This window comes from Pseudonocardia sp. Ae505_Ps2 (assembly GCF_001932425.1).
GTDB lineage: Bacteria > Actinomycetota > Actinomycetes > Mycobacteriales > Pseudonocardiaceae > Pseudonocardia.
The window spans coordinates 100,815-115,658 of the sequence record NZ_MCIP01000002.1; the positions used below are offsets into that span (position 1 = coordinate 100,815).

The window sequence follows — 14,844 nt, forward strand, 5'->3', positions numbered from 1 at the left end:
CCGTGGCGCCCCTTGGGTGTTGTCCTCGGCGTGGACGGCCCTGATCCGCTCCGCGAGCTCGACATCGGCCCGGGCACGCTCGTCGCGTGCCGGGGCGGCCTTGACCCAGGCGTAGTAGGACGAGCGCTCGATCTCGACGAGCTCACAGAGTCGCTTCACCTCGAAGGTGGCGGAGTTGTCGGCGACGAACTGGAAGCGACTCACCAGCGCGTCTCCCCGGCGAAATACTTGGCCGCCCGCTGAAGGATCTCCCGCTCGGTCGTGAGCTTGGTGGTCTCGATCTCGAGCTCGTCCACCCTCGCTTCAAGCCGGGCGATCTTCTGGGCCGGCGTCTCATCGGTCGGCGCCGACGGGCTCGTCGTCGTGGCCGTCCTCGACTGCAGCGGGCTGGAGGTCGGTGTCCGGTCAGCGGCGGTCTTCCTGCCGGTCCCGTAGACCTCGAGCCAGTGCCGCAGCGTCCCGCGCACGATGCCGAGGTCCTCGGCGATACCGCGGACCGTGGCGCCCGGGGTGGACTCGTACAAGTCCACGGCCTGACGACGGAACTCCTCGGAGTAGCTCTTCCTGGCCATGATTCTCAGATCATCTCGCTTCCCCAGCACCAAGTGCTGGATTCAGCGTGTCCAAGAACCGGGGTCAAGCCCCGACCTGCACTGGCCCCTCGACCGCTACAGCGTCCCGGCCTGGGACGAGGTGACCCGGCTGAACTACGACGATTCCCGCCAGCTGCTCGCCGAGCTTCGGCTGCCCCCGGTCGATGAAGTCCTCGCCGCGATGCCCTGGGACATCCCCCGGCCCCGACAGGACGGGCCACGATCCGATTCTGTTTGAAGACGGGGACGACCGACGTCGCCTTCGTGACGCCGACTTCGCCCTCTTCTCTCGACCACCAGGAGTCCCTGCCTGCTCACGCCCGAACTCATCCATTCCGGGCACCGCGCCAAGAACAGAGCCGCGACACCGACGAGGGGCTCGACTACGAGTGAACGCGAAGCCATGCGGCGCCACCGACGCGTGCCTGGAAGAAGTGGAAACCGGTACGGGTTCGGCGTGGCGGCGCCCGCGGCTGCTCCGCTTGGGGTACAAACACTCCATGCCGCAACCGCATCGAGGAGACCGGGTTCCGACGAACGTCCGACTCCCCCGCCACATGCGCGAGGTCGCCGAGGCCATAGCCGCGCGTGACGGCGTCGGTGTCGGCGAGGCGGTGACCAGGATCTTTGGGGAGGCCCTTGGCCTTTCCGTTCCCGAGTACTGCCTGCCGAAGAGTCAGCGCAGTCGTGGAGACGAACTGGAGCTGCCTCTGAGCAAGGCCTCATAACGAGAACGAGGCGGCCTCTGCCACGGAGGCCGCCTCGGTTCGTTCTCGCGTCAGCCGGTCCTGCACCCGCCTGACGCCGCAGCCCCGGCGAACCGGGGCCAATCCCCCACCTGCGAAGAAGGGGCGCTTTCGCGTGTCCAGGATACATCCTGGGCCGGGAGCCAACCACTACAGACACGGGGCGAGTTCGTCGTACCCAGAATCAGAGCGCTCGCCAGCAGCGGGCACCGGATTCTGCACTCTGTGTTACGAGCACGGCGCGTTCACCCTGGCCTCCGGCCCCTCCCAGCTCTGCCTGCTCCACGAGCTCCCGCTCGTCGAGCAGCCGCCCAGCGGTGCCTACGGCATCCACGCGGCCGCGGCACTCCGCCGGACGCCTCGCGGACGTGCTGCCCGCGGCCGTCTCGGGCCGACCAGCGGACCCGGTCGCCCGCGGCGCGCGCTGCCCCCGAGCCGCCGTGCCCGAGCCCGCGGTGTTTCCCGGGCACGCGCCCGGCATGGCGCCGGGTTCGTGCCGCACCCGGGCTGGCGCCACTTCATCGACCGCGAGTATCGGGTCCTGACCGCCCAACCCGAAGCTCTCGGCCACGTCGCTCACCTCGTCGACGACGAGGACTGGCGCTCGGACAAGCGCCGCAGCTGGTCAGCGATCCTGCACAGGCTGGTGTGCCACATGGACTGGGAGACCGGACTGATCACCGGACTCACCGCAGAACGGCTGGGGGCCGCCGGCGATCGGGCCGAGCGCACGGTCTCCCGGGTCCTGGCCTGGGCCCGCGACTGCGGGCTGCTCGTCGTCGTCGAACCGGGTGCGAGCGCGGAATTCCTCGGCACCGACACCGGCCGGACCCCCACCTACGCGCTGGTCACCCACAGCCCGCTGCCCCGCCTCGACGCCGGCCTGGCCCCCGACGACGAGACTGGCCATGAGCAGCATGGATCCCAAGGTCAGAACACTGTGGATGAAAGTGGCGACCTCCCCATTACTCACGTGGGTACTAAGCCCTTGTCGGGCGGCAGACGGCCGCAACTCAACTCCCCGCCCGCATGGCACCCCTACGACGTCCCCGACACCGCCGGTGCCAGAAACGCAGCCACCCTCTCGTTGATCACGCTTCTCGGCCTAGGAGGCCGAAAAAGCCGCAAGATCGAGATCTGGCGTGCCCGAGCTCTGCTCAAGCCGTGGTGGGAAGCCGGCGCCACCGTCGCCGGGCTCCGGCACGCCCTCGAACATCACCCCGACCGCCCCGACCAGGCCCGTGGGCCGGTCACCACCGATGCCCGCGACCCGCTGCGGATCATGGGAGCACGACTGCGGCCCTGGCGCGGGCGGCTGCACGAGATCCGCGCCGTCCAGATCGGACGCATGCGGAGTAGCGCCGCTTCGGAGTCCGATCGCCGGGAGCCACCAGTCCTGTACCGAGGGGCTGGGCCGGTGGTGAAGCTCGACCGGGCGCTGCTCGACCGGCCGGCCGGCCGGGGGGCGCGGCAGGCTGCACGGGAGGCACTCAGTGAGCATCTGCGCCAGCTCCGGGAAGCTCGCGCCGGCCACGTGCCCTGACCGGGCACACAGCGGCCGCGGCGCACCCCAGGCGGCGCGGCTAGTGACCAAAACCGCTGGTAAGACCCTTGTGCGTGCGTCCACGCGGATCGTTGGGGCCATCTGGGCCCGTGTGTTCGCGCCGCGCCGCGGCCAGTGCATCGCGGCGGACCTGGTCGGGGACCTGATCCAGCGTCACAGACAGGCTGTCGAATACAGCGGCCATCGCCAGCCCGACGTCCTGGCCGTGCAACCCGGCGTAGGTGTCCTGCACCGCGCGTCGCCGCAGCTGTTGGGCGAACTGGGCGAGCAGGAGGCGGTCATCACGGAGCTGGACCGCGGCACGTTCCTCGGAGGCCCGCATCACCGCTGCCCACTCGTCCGGGGATCGAGCTAGGCGCGGAGCGCATCAGCGGTCCACCGCACCGTGCGCTGCAGCTGCAGCTGCAGCTGCACCGGCCGGCCTGCCGCGAGCTCGGCGGCCGCGGCCCGCAGGATCCCCGCGACCCGACCGGCGACCACCCGGTCCGGGATCGGCGGCACCCCGCTCGACCAGACCGGCCACGACGCGCAGCGCCGAGGCCTCGGCTTCGGTCTCGGCGTCGAAACGGTGGGCGTAGCGCTCGTAACGACTATTCTCGCCCATCCCCAGCCCTCCCGGCGCCGTCCCGGCTCTGTGGTCCGTCGGGGTGCTTCCCCCACCCGACGGACCCGCGCAGCCTAACCCAGATGGGAACAATAGTTCGAACCGTGGGGGTCTGCGTGGTCGTTCGGTGAGCGCAGGGTTCCGGTGAGGTCGCGACCGCAGCCGGGTGGGCCGTGGTGACTCTGCACCCCGCCGCCCGGCTTGCCCGCCGATGCCGCGCGTGGCCGCACCCGACGCGGGCCCCGCGGGTGAACCCGCCCCAGCAGCTACTCGCATGCGCACCACCACCGCCCGGCGGGTCCACGCCGCCGCGACCACGGCAGAACCCCCACCGAGCCACCCGTCGGGCCGCCGGAGACGCGCAGCGCGCCCCCGGCCATCGGGGACGCACCACCCGGCCAGCGACGCCGGGTGGCCATCACCGGTGAGTGAAAGGCCTGCTGCCCATGACCACAGAACCGACCACCGAAGCGACCACAGAAGCGACGGTCGGCACCGACGATCAGCCCGACACCGAGTTCGACACCACCCGCCCGGGGTTCGACACCAGCGCGGCCCTCAGCACGCTCGACCAGCTCGGTGAGCTGGCCTGGGCCGACCCCGCCGAGCTGGTCTTGGAGGTCAACACCCGCACCGAGGTTCAGCTCGACCCGCACTTCTGCGCCTCGGTCCGCGACCGCGGGGTGCGCGAGCCGATCAGCGTCTACCGACGCAACGACGGCGTGCTGGTCGTGCGTAAGGGCCAGCGTCGCACCCTGGCCGCGCTCAAGGCCGGCCTGGCACGCGTGAGGGTCCTCATCGAACCCCAGCCGACCACCGGCGACATCGACACTGAACCGGAGCGGGCCCGACGCACTCACGACGCCGAACGGATCATCGACCAGCTCACGGAGAACCAGCACCGAGCCGACATCTCCGATGCCGAACAGGTCACCGCCCACCAGCAGCTGCTCGGGCTCGGGATGTCCGCGGCGCAGATCGCGCGCACCACGCGGACCCCGGCCAAGCGGGTCCGCCAGACCACCGCGGTCGCCGGCAGCGCCCGCGCGATCGAGGTCGGCGCCCGCTACGACCTCGATCTGATCCAGATGTCGGTGATCGCCGAGTTCAGCGACGACGACGACGCCGTCGACCAGCTCACCGAAACCGCGCTACAGCGGCCTCACCAGCTCGCCCACGCCGCGCAGCGGCTGCGTGACACCCGCACCGAGCGGGCCCTGTGCGCCGAGCTCGAAGACCAGCTGCGCGAGGACGGTGTCACCGTCCTGGGTCGCGACGACGCCGGTCACGGCACCGCGATGACCCTGGCCCGGCTACGGCCCAGCCTGGACGACCCGTCGGGTACCGAGCTCACCGAGGACGCCCACCGCGACTGCCCGGGCCATGCCGCGACGGTCACGGTGCGCTTCGACTTCGACCAGGGAAAGACCGCCCACACGCTGTGGGTGTGCACCGACCCCGCCACCCACGGCCACGCCGAACGCTACGACCACCCGAGCAGCAGCCAGAAGCCGGCCGCGCCGGTCGGGGAGACCGACGAGCAGCGTCAAGTCCGGGAGGACCGCGAGCGTGAGGCCGCGCGCGAGGCGCGCCGCACGGTGATCGCGAACAACAAGGCGTGGGAGTCCGCGCAGGTCGTGCGCCGCGACTGGCTGCGCGAGCTGTTCGCCCGCAAGGCTGCCCCGAAGGGAGCGGCGATCTTCGTCGCCGCCGAGTTCGCCCAGGGCGACCACGACCTGCGCCGGGCGATGGAATCCGGCAACGACCTCGCCTCAACACTGCTCGGGCTCGGCGACGCAGGCGGCGGCTACAGCTACTACAGCGGCAAACCCAGCCCCATCGCCGAGGCCGCACGCTCCGGCTCCACGGCCCGGGCCACCATGCTCGCGCTCGCCCTGGTGCTCGCCGCCTACGAGGACGGCACCAGCCGCGACAGCTGGCGCAACCCGACCCCGGCGACGCGCCGCTACTTCGCCCAGCTGCGCGATTGGGGCTACGCCCTGGCCGACGTCGAGCAGCTCGTCCTCACCGACGACACCACCGACGTCCTTCAAGACCCCGGCGACGATTTTGATGTCGACGAGCAGGGTGCACCCGAGGGTGAGGAGGACAGCGAGGCAGCGGCCCTTGGCTGATCGTCACCTCGTTCGGGGCGGGGCGCCGCAGCGTGCTCTGCCCCGTGGGGTGTCCGGCGGGACATGTCGGTGGTGGGCCGGGTCCTGGAGCCGGGGAGGGCTCGGGCCGGATCGCCCACAGGTCAGCACAGCGGCGTTCCAGCCACCGAGCCTCACCGACCCCGTGGAGGGCCACCATGACGATCACCAACACGAACACCAGCGCCGGTGCCCGGCTCGGTGAGGCGTTGAGCCTCGACCGGCTCCGGGAGCGCTCGACCCGGTTCGACGGCTTGGGCGTCTCCATCGCGCCGGATCCGCACTGGATCCGGCTGGTCGTCTCCGATGACGACGGCGCGGTGGAGATGCGCTGGCTCGCAGCACAGTGGGCCAGCTGCGCGGGGACGGCCGGTCTCTCGGTCACGCTGCACTCGGTCCACCCGCTGTGTCCGGAGCGGTGGGCCGAGGAGCTGGGTGAGGACTGCGAGCTCACCGGCGACGAGGTCACCGTCGGGGTCTGCTACCCCGACACGCTCGCCGACGATGCCCTGACCCGCGACATCCGGCCGATCGTCGACGCCGCCGACCTCGGACCCGTGATCGTGGCCCTGGCCGGCTACCACCGCGACCTGCTCAACCGCTGAGCCCCGGCGGGACCGGCCCACCGGGACCGGGTCCCGCCGCGTCGTTTCCCATTCCACCTTCTCCAGAGGGGTCATTCATCATGCCCACCTTCGCCATCACCGAGGACCAGCTCACTGCTGCGCTGCACGCCGTGGTCGCCGACCGCGGCCTGAACTGGACCTACCCCGACATCGACATCGACACCGACCCCGACGCCTACGTCGACCCGCAGGATCACCACCCGCTGTTCGCCGAGAACAGCGTCGAGCACGGGCTGCCCTCGTGCCGCTACGTCAGCGCCGACGGCCACCGCCCGATGTGTCTGATCGGCGCCGCGCTGCACCGCGCCGGGGTCCCCCTGCACGTGCTCGCCGACCACGAAGGCGCCCTCGCCGACGCCGTCCTCGATCTCGTGATCGAACCGGTCCTGCCCGACCTCGTCTCCGACGCCGCCCGCGCGGCGCAGAACGTCCAGGACGACGGCCGCACCAGCGGCGACGCCCTCGCCGCCTACCACAACGTCCTGATCGCCGGGCGCGTGATGGACCGCGCGAACCCCTGACCACCTCCGGCCAGGAGGACGGGCACTCCCGTTCCCCTGGCCGCCGATCACCACAGGCTCTGGCTCCGAGCCGGTCCCGAACGAGAGGCACACGCGATGAACACCCTGGCCCACATCAACGGCGAGATCCTCCACGTTCCCGGCCTGACCCTCTGGGGTCGGCGTCAGGTCCGCGGACTCCACACCAAGCACTCGCTGATCTGCTCCGGCCCCGCCGGAGCCGTCGAGCTCTGGGCTCACCTCGATGCGCCGGACATGGGCGGGGTGGAGTTCCACGACGTGCGCGAGCAGGTGCCCGGCGAGGGCCCGGAGCCGTGTGACCTGCTGCCCGGCGGGATGTGCTTCGTCGAGGGCAGCAGCGGCATCTACACCCGCCAGTTCCTCCCGATGATCACCGCCGGTCAGTCCCGCGACGTCTGCGAGCACCTCACCGACCTCTACCTCATCCACCACGGCGGCCTGCCCGCCCGAACACCAGCAGTAGGGAGCCGACCGTGACCGTCACCTTCTTCCCCGCCGAGCCCGCCGCCTGCGCGACCGTGCTCGGCGCGTCCATCCACTGCCCCGCCACCCCTCGCCAAGACCGCCGCCGGTTCCGCGACTACACCGCCGCGACCGCGGGCCTGGCCGAACACCACCGGTGCTGCACGGACCCGTGGTGCCGGGGCCGCGCGGGCTACGTCGTCGAGCACCGCAACACCGACGGCGAACCGCGCCTCAATCTGGCCAGCGTCCACGCGCGCACGCTGCTGCGCGCCCTGGGCCTGTGCACGGAGATCGGCGCCGGCGACCTGCACCCGGCGACCATGGCCGGGATCGCGCCGTCCACTCCGCAGGACGCCGAGGATGCCCTGGTGGGATCTCTTCCCGCGGAGCTGATGCTCGGCCGGGTCGAGCTGGCCTTGGCGGCGGCGCCCGCCGACGCCGGCGTACCAGCCACCGAGCACCGCGACGGCGCGGTGATCGACTTCGGGCGCCAGGCCGGGTGGCTGCAGGACCGGCTCGCCGTGCTGCGCGAGGTCACGCTCTACGCGCGAGCCCACCAGCGCGACGTCGTCTGGGTCTGAGCTGTCTGGGCGCTGTGGCTATCTGCTGACGGCGGCCGTGCCCGCCACGCTGCGACGTGTCGGCCGGGAACGAGTGCCCCCGGTGGGGCGGGATGCCTCCTGGGGATGTCGGTGCCCAGGTGTGGAGACGCCCGAAGGTCAGCACCCCGGCGCGAGGTACGTGCCGATGAACCGGCGCCCGGACGCCGAGCGGGTGGGACGGCGCCTCACTGCGTTCGGACCCGCTTCGCGGGTTCCCACCCGCTCGGGCCAGCACCGAACCCCCGCCACCCCTGACGGGCCCCGCGCCGCCGCGCTGAGGCAGGGCCGCGTCACCAACCAGCCCGACACCCCCTGGAGGCACCCATGAACGAGATCACCCTGACCGGCAACATCGGCAAGGCGCCCGAGCTGTTCTACAGCGAGCACACCGGGGACGCGGTCCTGCGGTTCTCGATCGCCCAGAACGACCGCTACGTCGACCGCCGCAGCGGCGAGTGGCGCGAGAACCCCCCGGTCTGGACCGAGGTGGTCGCCTTCCGCGAGCTGGCCGAGAACACCGCGGAGTCGCTGCACGCCGGGGACGCCGTGATCGTGATCGGCAAGCTCGCCGACAACTCCTTCACCCCCGCCGGGGCCGACTACCCGGTCCGGCGCACCGAGCTGCGGGCCCAGACCATCGCCGCCGACCTGCGCCGCGCGAGGGCGACGGTGACCCGTCAGCCCGGGCGCGAGCGGGCCGGTTCGACCACCGCTCCCCAGACGGCCGACTGACCCCCGGCCGGCCACCGGGCGGGGCACCCAGCCACCCCTCAGGCGGTGCCCCGCCCGGTCTCCACCCCACCCGACCGCCGAAAGAGGTGAGCAGCGATGAACTTCCTGGACAACGCCCTGCCGTGTCGCAACGAGGACCCGGAGCTGTTCTTCGTCGTCGGGTCCGGGCCAGCCGCCGAGCACCAGCTCGACGCCGCCAAGGCCGTGTGCCGCCGATGCCCGGTCACCGCAGCCTGCGCTGAGTGGGCCCTCTCGTCCGGCCAGGAATTCGGGGTGTGGGGCGGGCTGAGCGAGGACGAGCGCCGCGCCGTGCGGCGCGCCCGCACCGCTGGGCGCCCATGCCGTGCCGGCCGTCGGTCGCCCCGCAGCGAACGGGCCCGGCGACGAGCCGATGCCATCGCTCGGGTCGAGCACGGAGATCGGATCGACGACGTCGCCGCCCAGGTCGGCGTCAGCCGCCGCACCCTGGACCGGTGGCGAGCCGACGCCCGCACCAGCGCATGACCGGCCCGGCCCAGAGCCGCGCCTACCAGGACCTTTCGGTCCTGGTAGGCGTGAGGATCGAGAACACCTACAGCTGCGGGCGCACCTCGCAGCACACCATCGCACTGGTGGCCCCAGCACCCGATGCCGACCTCGACGAGTGGTTCACCACGACCGTGTTCGACCACACCGGCGACGGCCACGGCTGCGCTGCCAGCGACGACACCACCTACGAAGCGACGATCACCGAGACCCCAGCCCACCGGCGGGAGCTGCTCGGTGCGAGCTACACCTGGAACTGACCCAGGTCGCGGACCGGCGCGCCGCCGTCGTCACCGACAGCCGGCAACGACACCGCGTGCTAGCCGGATGCGCACGCACCGACTACGTCCACGACAACGAGGGAGGCCCGGCGTTGACAGGCGTGACCGAGAAACAGGACAAGACCGTGCGCGAGCGCGCCATCGGCGCCGGGATCACCCCGGACGCTCTCGACGCCCACTTCCAGCGAGGCACACTGCACGCCGAGGCGAGCAGGTCACCGACTGGATCAGCGCACCGCTCCCGGATCGCGCATCGTGATCAGGGGTTCGTAGACACACCTCGACGCACATCGCGGAGGCCTTGCTCGGATCGAGCTCGAGCGGGGCTTCCGCGGTCCCCACGGTTGTCGAACGGTCAGGAGCCGGACTAGACCGGGACCGGGGCGGTAGTCGTCAGACCAGGACCGGCGCCTGTCAACGCCGTAGTCCTGCGTCGCCCCCCCCGGGGCCGAGGTGATCGAGGGAGCCCCGCGCGGTCGGTAACGCGATCATGGTGCTCGGACCGCTACGGCGCACGTACGGAGCAGCCTCCGCCGCCGAGGTGGGGACGTGGTGACTCTGCACCCCACGGCCCGCCTTCCCCACCGATGCCGCGCCAGCCACACCCGACACGGGTGACACCACCGACTTCGTCCCTCGGCCCCCTGAACGTGGGCGGGGTGGTGTCACACCGGTCGGGCGAGCGCGCGTCCCCGGCGCGGCGGCCCGCGCGGTGCGGGCGAGTCACGTCCCACCGCGACCGGCGGTGGGCCCGGATCCGGCCGGTAGCGGCTGGGGAAGGCAGCGCGCGGCCAGTACTTGGTCGATGCGCCTACGAGCACACCCGAGAGGAGGTGATCTTGCATGTCGCAGCACAACGAGACCGAGATGGTCGAGCTGGGTGACGCCGCGGTCCTGACCGAGGGCGGTGGTTCCGGCACGTCGGAGGACAAGCGCTACGTCTACGCCTGATCCAGGGCCGTAGGCGCGAGGGCCCGGTGAACGCACTGTCGTTCACCGGGCCCTCGTCGTTACAGCACCCCACTTCCTGGGGTGCGCCGGAGAACCCGACCTGGGAGGTCGAGACGATGAGCGTTCGATGGTTCGGTGGCCGCGGCACCGCCCCTGGCCCTGTCCGCACCGGCACCGGCTGCACCGGGGCCGGGTTCCCGGCCGGCGCCTGCGCGCTCGGCCGGGACGTCAGGACGGCGTGGGTGTGTGGAGACTGGTCCAGCTCGCAGGCCGCGACCGTGCAGGGCCCCCACCGGACGGTGGCGGGCCTGGGGCGCGCCCGCTGCGACGTCGCGGTGCTGGAGCACTGGGTCCGACACGGTGTTCCCGACTCGGCGGTCACCGCGTTGGCCGGGGCCTACACCGTCGTGGAGATCACCGATGAGGCCACGGTGGTGCTCACCGATCCCGGTTGGGTGCAGCCGGTCTACACCGCGGCCACCGCAGACGGGGCCCCGCTGTGGGGATCGAGCGCAGTGGCGCTCGCCGCCCTGATCGGCGCCAACGTCGACGACACATGGCTACACGCCCACCTGCACCCGGCACCGAGCACGGCAGCGGGACCGGCGACCGGTCGGCGTTCGCCGGGGTCACCGCAGTACCGCCCGGTGCCCGCCTGACCGTCTCCGCGTCGGGGACCACGATCCGCCCGCTCGCCACCGCCGGCGCCCCGAGCAGCGGGCCCGATCAGCCGGCTGACCGGCTACGGGCGGCGATGCAGGGAGCGGTCGCCGAGATCGCCGCGGGTGCCAGCTCGACCGGCCATGCAGTGGCCGCGGACTGCTCAGGGGGAATGGACTCGACGTCGCTGGCGATGCTGCTCGCCCAGTGCCGCACCGCTCGCGCCGAGGACCTGGGCCACGCCGCTGTGGCGGTGACGGTGCACCCGGCCGGGACCACAGCGGGTGGGGATCTCGACTACGCCCGCGCTGCGGTCGACTACGCCCGCACCGGGCTGGCCGGGCTGGCCCGGACCGTGGAGCACCTGCTCTGCCCCCTGGATGACCGGCACCTGCCCTACGGGCGGATAGGTGAGCTGGTTCCGGCGACCGATGAGCCGGCGCCGTCCACGGTCGCGATCGCCCGGTTCGACGCCGAACTCGCGCTGCTGGCCGGTCGTGGGGTCGGGGACCTGGTGACCGGCGACGGTGGGGACACCCTGCTCGGCCCGCAACCCGGATACCTGCCCGACCTCGCCGCAACGCGAACCCTGCACTCGCAGGCGCTGCTACTGCGTCACGCGTTGGGCTGGGCCCGGCTGCGGCGCACGGCGGTCTGGCCGCTGCTCGCCGGGGCCCGGGCGGCCGCGGCCCGCGGCGAGCCGGGCGAGGCGGCACGCACCCGCACAGCGATGCGGGTCGTGGCCCGCACCGCCCGCGCCGACGCACAGATCACCGAACAGCTCCACGGCATCACCCTGCACAACCCGTTCACCGACGCGAGCGTGGTCGAGGCCGCACTCGCGGTCCCCGGACCGCTGCGCGCCGCGCCGGGTGACTACAAGCCGGTGCTGCGCCAGGCCATGGCCGGGCTGCTGCCCGAGACGGTGACGGCGCGGCGGACGAAGGGCGACTTCACCCCCGACCAGTACCGGGGACTGCGCACCCACCTCCAGGCCCTCACCGGGCTCGTCGACGGCGAGCTGGCCGCCCGCGGCCTGATCGACCCCGCCCACTACCGGGCGCTGCTCACCCGCGCCGCCGCCGGCGCCCCGGGCATCGGGTTCCACCAGCTCAACCCCGTCCTGGCCACCGAGGTGTGGCTACGCGCCCTCCACCAGCGCCCCGCGGCCGCCCGCTGGACCACCACCGACGAGGACCCGCCGCCGGCGGGCTCGACCAACTCCCGATGGGAGGTCTTCTGATGACCACGCCGCTCGTCCGTCCGCCCGAGGTCCGTGCCGCGGATCTCGGCCACACCGTCGTGCTGCTGCACGCACGCACCGGCACGGTGCGCGCCCTACTCGGCTCCCAGCGCGAGGCCTTCCTCGCCCTCGACGCCACCGGCACCTGGACGCCCGGCACCGAGGCCGAGGCGCTGGCCGCGAGCCTGTCGAGCGCGGGGTTCCTGCACCCGGCCCAGCCGGGCCAGGTGCCCGCGCCGATCGTCGACATCCCGGAAACCGACGCCAGCTGGGGCACCCAGGAAGCGCCGGGCGCACTCCCGGCGCGCGGGCCGCTGTCGCCGGCGTGGGCACCGATCGCGGCGTGCGCGCTGGCAGCAGTGCTGCTCGTCCGTGCCACCGGGCGCCGGGCCCACGCGTTCTCCCGCATGCTGCGCCTGGTCCGTATCGCGGCCTGGGTGGCGCGCCGCCCGGCGCGCGACACCCAGGTGGTCGCGGTCCTACACTGTGTGCGCGTCATCGGAGGCCTGTCTCCGTTCCGGACAGCGTGCTTGGAGGAAACCGTCGCGGCGATGCTCGCCCTGGCCGTCACCGGCCGGCGAGCTGGGTGGTGCCACGGGATCGCCGCGGATCCGATCAGGCTGCACGCCTGGCTCAGTCTCGACGGCTGCCCCGTCGGCGAGCCCACCTCCACGCTGCGCTTCACACCACTGATCCAGCTGCCCGAACCCACCGCGCCCACGCGCCACCGCGGCCGGGCGGCGAGAGGAGACACCCCATGACGCTGACCTCCAACGGCCACAGCACCACAGACACCACCACGGACACCACCGCCCCCGGTGCCACGAATGGCGACAGCACCGCCGCGGCCGCGCCGCTGCTGTGGATGCTGGGCGCGCGTGCCGCGCTGGGCCCGTTCACCCGCGAGCTGGCCGAGCTGTACTGGCAGTGGGAGAACGAGCCCGCCGTCATCGTCGGGATGGGCCGCCAGACCCCGGAATCGCTCGAAGCGCGGCTGGCCGGCTACGACGCCCAAGCCCGCAGCATGGGCACCATCCCGCGGTTCACCATCTACGACCTGACCCGGCCCGGGGGGCCGGTGCCGGTCGGGACCAGCGCGCTGCGCATCGACCACTACGTGCGCACCGCGGAGTTCATCATCCTGCTCGGCGCCGACGGTCGTGGCCGAGGCCTCACGGTCGAGGCGACCCGGCTGACCCTGGACTACGCCTTCACCATCTCGGCGCTGCGCTCTGTCTGGCTCAAGGTCCTCGAGCCCAACACCGGCGCGATCACCGCCTACGAGAAGGCCGGATTTGCCCACGCGGGGCGGCTGCGCCGCGCCGGGTACTGGCGCGGCGCCGAAGCCGACGAGCTGATCATGGACATCGTCGCCGACGCCCACCTGGCCACCGGCTGATCCGCTCGGATCAGCGGGAGCCCGCTACGGGACCGGTGAGCCCCCGTAGCGGGACCTGGCAGGCAGGAGCCGCCCGTCGTGCAGGGCACTGTGGGCCTGATCGGCCCGGTCGTCGCGGTGCAGGTCCAGCCGGGTGGCGACGAGTACGACCAACCAGCCCCGCGACAGGGCGGTGGAGTGCCATCGGGCGGGGACAGCGGCCCCGAGGTCGCCGTCGTAGAACTGCTCGCCCGGTGCACCGAGCCGGATCCGGTCCTCGCCGGTGATCGGGCCGAACCAACCCGGCAGCACCGGAGCCGCGCGCAGCGCGCCGGGATCCATGGATGTCAGCATCGCGAACCCGCGACCGAGCAGCGCCGCGGTGATCGCGTCGACCGGCTCGGCCGCCGGATGCGGATCGCCGGTCTCGACGGTCACGGCGAAGGTGACGGTCACGTAGGCGATCGCCGTGGCCGGATCGTCGTCGGCCGAGAGCAGCCCCGGGCTCGCCCAGGCCGTCATCGCGTCGATGGCGTCTCTCCCGTCGTTGACCGCGTCGACACATCCGGCAGTGAGGTGTTCTCAGTAGCGGGGTGGCAGGTCGTGGCGACACGCCGAGGGTGGTGAGATGAGCGGGAACGGGGCAGGACCCCGGTAGATCGGTTCGGTCCAGCACAGATCGACACCGTCACCGAGGTCCTGCATGTCTGATCCTGTCACCTACACCGCTGTCCTCCCGATCGGGGAGCGCACCGTGGCCTATCTGGCGCGGCTCCTGGTCCTTCAACGCCGTCGACGTGGCACCCGGCGGCGGGCGTTGACCCCGTTCGCCCAGGCAGTGCTGGTGATCCGCTGGTTCTGTGATGCTACCCGGGTCCGATGTTCGGCCGGTGACAACGCGATCAGCACTGCAACGGCCTACCGTTACCTGCACGAAGGCATCGACGTCCTCGCCGCGGCCGCACCCGGCCTGCACGGAGCCCTGCTCGCCGCCCGCACAGCCGGGCACACCCACGTGAATCTCGACGGCACCCTGATCGCCACCGACCGGTGCCGCGCGCTCGGCCTCACCCCCGGGGTCGACCTGTGGTGGTCGGGCAAGCACCGCCGCCACGGCGGGAACATCCAGGTCCTCACCGCACCTGATGGATGGCCGCTATGGACCAGCGACGTGCGGCC

The 14,844-nt window shown here is 72.3% G+C and carries 17 protein-coding genes and 3 pseudogenes; 16 read left to right on the forward strand and 4 right to left on the reverse strand.

Annotated features, from left to right (window positions below):
* Positions 1-572 (reverse strand): annotated as a pseudogene (locus Ae505Ps2_RS28750) (transposase); the annotation flags it as partial.
* Between the two features lie 1,260 nt (positions 573-1,832).
* Between Ae505Ps2_RS28750 and Ae505Ps2_RS28760 the strand changes: the two are divergent.
* Entirely contained in the window at positions 1,833-2,882 is a 1,050-nt protein-coding gene (locus tag Ae505Ps2_RS28760) for a hypothetical protein (RefSeq protein ID WP_075554343.1), read from the forward strand.
* A gap of 40 nt (positions 2,883-2,922) precedes the next feature.
* On the opposite strand, the gene Ae505Ps2_RS28765 is transcribed toward Ae505Ps2_RS28760, so the two are convergent.
* Together Ae505Ps2_RS28765 and Ae505Ps2_RS32255 are read right to left on the reverse strand one after the other, a co-directional pair.
* On the reverse strand, positions 2,923-3,225 hold the full coding sequence (locus tag Ae505Ps2_RS28765; protein ID WP_075313273.1) for a hypothetical protein: 303 nt from the start codon (positions 3,223-3,225) through the stop codon (positions 2,923-2,925).
* A gap of 29 nt (positions 3,226-3,254) precedes the next feature.
* A complete protein-coding gene (locus Ae505Ps2_RS32255) occupies positions 3,255-3,404 on the reverse strand; it encodes a hypothetical protein (protein ID WP_170917166.1) in 150 nt (49 codons plus the stop codon).
* A gap of 549 nt (positions 3,405-3,953) precedes the next feature.
* Here Ae505Ps2_RS32255 and Ae505Ps2_RS28770 point away from each other — a divergent pair.
* The 14 genes and pseudogenes from Ae505Ps2_RS28770 to Ae505Ps2_RS28825 all read left to right on the forward strand — a co-directional run bounded on the left by Ae505Ps2_RS28770 (position 3,954) and on the right by Ae505Ps2_RS28825 (position 13,686).
* A complete protein-coding gene (locus Ae505Ps2_RS28770; protein WP_075554344.1) occupies positions 3,954-5,642 on the forward strand; it encodes a ParB/RepB/Spo0J family partition protein in 1,689 nt (562 codons plus the stop codon).
* Between the two features lie 176 nt (positions 5,643-5,818).
* Positions 5,819-6,265 carry a hypothetical protein gene (locus Ae505Ps2_RS28775; RefSeq protein ID WP_075313206.1) on the forward strand — a complete coding sequence of 149 codons (447 nt, stop codon included), beginning with the start codon at positions 5,819-5,821 and terminating at the stop codon, positions 6,263-6,265.
* Between the two features lie 80 nt (positions 6,266-6,345).
* Positions 6,346-6,807: a hypothetical protein gene (locus Ae505Ps2_RS28780; protein ID WP_075554345.1), complete on the forward strand. Its 462-nt coding sequence runs from the start codon at positions 6,346-6,348 to the stop codon at positions 6,805-6,807.
* Between the two features lie 96 nt (positions 6,808-6,903).
* A complete protein-coding gene (locus tag Ae505Ps2_RS28785; protein ID WP_075313208.1) occupies positions 6,904-7,305 on the forward strand; it encodes a hypothetical protein in 402 nt (133 codons plus the stop codon).
* A complete protein-coding gene (locus Ae505Ps2_RS28790; protein WP_075313209.1) occupies positions 7,302-7,874 on the forward strand; it encodes a hypothetical protein in 573 nt (190 codons plus the stop codon). The genes Ae505Ps2_RS28785 and Ae505Ps2_RS28790 overlap by 4 nt, the downstream gene beginning before the upstream one ends.
* 345 nt (positions 7,875-8,219) lie before the next feature.
* The gene (locus tag Ae505Ps2_RS28795) at positions 8,220-8,627 is read left to right on the forward strand and encodes a single-stranded DNA-binding protein (protein ID WP_075313211.1); all 408 of its coding nucleotides are present in this window, start codon (positions 8,220-8,222) and stop codon (positions 8,625-8,627) included.
* A gap of 96 nt (positions 8,628-8,723) precedes the next feature.
* Positions 8,724-8,945 (forward strand): annotated as a pseudogene (locus tag Ae505Ps2_RS33850) (WhiB family transcriptional regulator); the annotation flags it as partial.
* Positions 8,937-9,131 carry a helix-turn-helix domain-containing protein gene (locus Ae505Ps2_RS33855; RefSeq protein WP_249265420.1) on the forward strand — a complete coding sequence of 65 codons (195 nt, stop codon included), beginning with the start codon at positions 8,937-8,939 and terminating at the stop codon, positions 9,129-9,131. The pseudogene Ae505Ps2_RS33850 and the gene Ae505Ps2_RS33855, both read left to right, overlap by 9 nt.
* A gap of 50 nt (positions 9,132-9,181) precedes the next feature.
* Positions 9,182-9,412 (forward strand): hypothetical protein, encoded by a 231-nt coding sequence (locus tag Ae505Ps2_RS28805; protein ID WP_075313215.1) that lies wholly within the window; start codon positions 9,182-9,184, stop codon positions 9,410-9,412.
* 864 nt (positions 9,413-10,276) lie between these two features.
* Complete coding sequence (locus Ae505Ps2_RS31505) at positions 10,277-10,384, forward strand: albusnodin family lasso peptide (protein ID WP_139319120.1); 108 nt, start codon at positions 10,277-10,279, stop codon at positions 10,382-10,384.
* A gap of 116 nt (positions 10,385-10,500) precedes the next feature.
* Positions 10,501-11,043 (forward strand): hypothetical protein, encoded by a 543-nt coding sequence (locus Ae505Ps2_RS28810; protein WP_075554347.1) that lies wholly within the window; start codon positions 10,501-10,503, stop codon positions 11,041-11,043.
* Positions 10,941-12,287 carry an asparagine synthase-related protein gene (locus tag Ae505Ps2_RS28815; RefSeq protein ID WP_084786537.1) on the forward strand — a complete coding sequence of 449 codons (1,347 nt, stop codon included), beginning with the start codon at positions 10,941-10,943 and terminating at the stop codon, positions 12,285-12,287. Before Ae505Ps2_RS28810 ends, Ae505Ps2_RS28815 begins: the two co-directional genes overlap by 103 nt.
* Positions 12,287-13,048 (forward strand): lasso peptide biosynthesis B2 protein, encoded by a 762-nt coding sequence (locus tag Ae505Ps2_RS28820; protein WP_075554349.1) that lies wholly within the window; start codon positions 12,287-12,289, stop codon positions 13,046-13,048. The genes Ae505Ps2_RS28815 and Ae505Ps2_RS28820 overlap by 1 nt, the downstream gene beginning before the upstream one ends.
* Positions 13,045-13,686: a GNAT family protein gene (locus tag Ae505Ps2_RS28825; protein WP_249265414.1), complete on the forward strand. Its 642-nt coding sequence runs from the start codon at positions 13,045-13,047 to the stop codon at positions 13,684-13,686. The genes Ae505Ps2_RS28820 and Ae505Ps2_RS28825 overlap by 4 nt, the downstream gene beginning before the upstream one ends.
* A 24-nt stretch (positions 13,687-13,710) precedes the next feature.
* On the opposite strand, the gene Ae505Ps2_RS28830 is transcribed toward Ae505Ps2_RS28825, so the two are convergent.
* Entirely contained in the window at positions 13,711-14,187 is a 477-nt protein-coding gene (locus tag Ae505Ps2_RS28830; protein WP_249265415.1) for a hypothetical protein, read from the reverse strand.
* Positions 14,188-14,368: 181 nt separating this feature from the next.
* On the opposite strand from Ae505Ps2_RS28830, the pseudogene Ae505Ps2_RS32860 reads away from it, so the two are divergent.
* Positions 14,369-14,844 (forward strand): annotated as a pseudogene (locus tag Ae505Ps2_RS32860) (IS5/IS1182 family transposase); the annotation flags it as partial.

What these genes read in the sequence shown, in the direction of transcription:
- Ae505Ps2_RS28765 (WP_075313273.1), bottom strand. Translation starts at nt 3,225, where the DNA reads ATGCGGGCCTCCGAGGAACGTGCCGCGGTCCAGCTCCGTGATGACCGC.
- Ae505Ps2_RS28770 (WP_075554344.1), top strand. Translation starts at nt 3,954, where the DNA reads ATGACCACAGAACCGACCACCGAAGCGACCACAGAAGCGACGGTCGGC.
- Ae505Ps2_RS28775 (WP_075313206.1), top strand. Translation starts at nt 5,819, where the DNA reads ATGACGATCACCAACACGAACACCAGCGCCGGTGCCCGGCTCGGTGAG.
- Ae505Ps2_RS28780 (WP_075554345.1), top strand. Translation starts at nt 6,346, where the DNA reads ATGCCCACCTTCGCCATCACCGAGGACCAGCTCACTGCTGCGCTGCAC.
- Ae505Ps2_RS28785 (WP_075313208.1), top strand. Translation starts at nt 6,904, where the DNA reads ATGAACACCCTGGCCCACATCAACGGCGAGATCCTCCACGTTCCCGGC.
- Ae505Ps2_RS28795 (WP_075313211.1), top strand. Translation starts at nt 8,220, where the DNA reads ATGAACGAGATCACCCTGACCGGCAACATCGGCAAGGCGCCCGAGCTG.
- Ae505Ps2_RS31505 (WP_139319120.1), top strand. Translation starts at nt 10,277, where the DNA reads ATGTCGCAGCACAACGAGACCGAGATGGTCGAGCTGGGTGACGCCGCG.
- Ae505Ps2_RS28810 (WP_075554347.1), top strand. Translation starts at nt 10,501, where the DNA reads ATGAGCGTTCGATGGTTCGGTGGCCGCGGCACCGCCCCTGGCCCTGTC.
- Ae505Ps2_RS28815 (WP_084786537.1), top strand. Translation starts at nt 10,941, where the DNA reads ATGGCTACACGCCCACCTGCACCCGGCACCGAGCACGGCAGCGGGACC.
- Ae505Ps2_RS28820 (WP_075554349.1), top strand. Translation starts at nt 12,287, where the DNA reads ATGACCACGCCGCTCGTCCGTCCGCCCGAGGTCCGTGCCGCGGATCTC.
- Ae505Ps2_RS28825 (WP_249265414.1), top strand. Translation starts at nt 13,045, where the DNA reads ATGACGCTGACCTCCAACGGCCACAGCACCACAGACACCACCACGGAC.
- Ae505Ps2_RS28830 (WP_249265415.1), bottom strand. Translation starts at nt 14,187, where the DNA reads ATGACGGCCTGGGCGAGCCCGGGGCTGCTCTCGGCCGACGACGATCCG.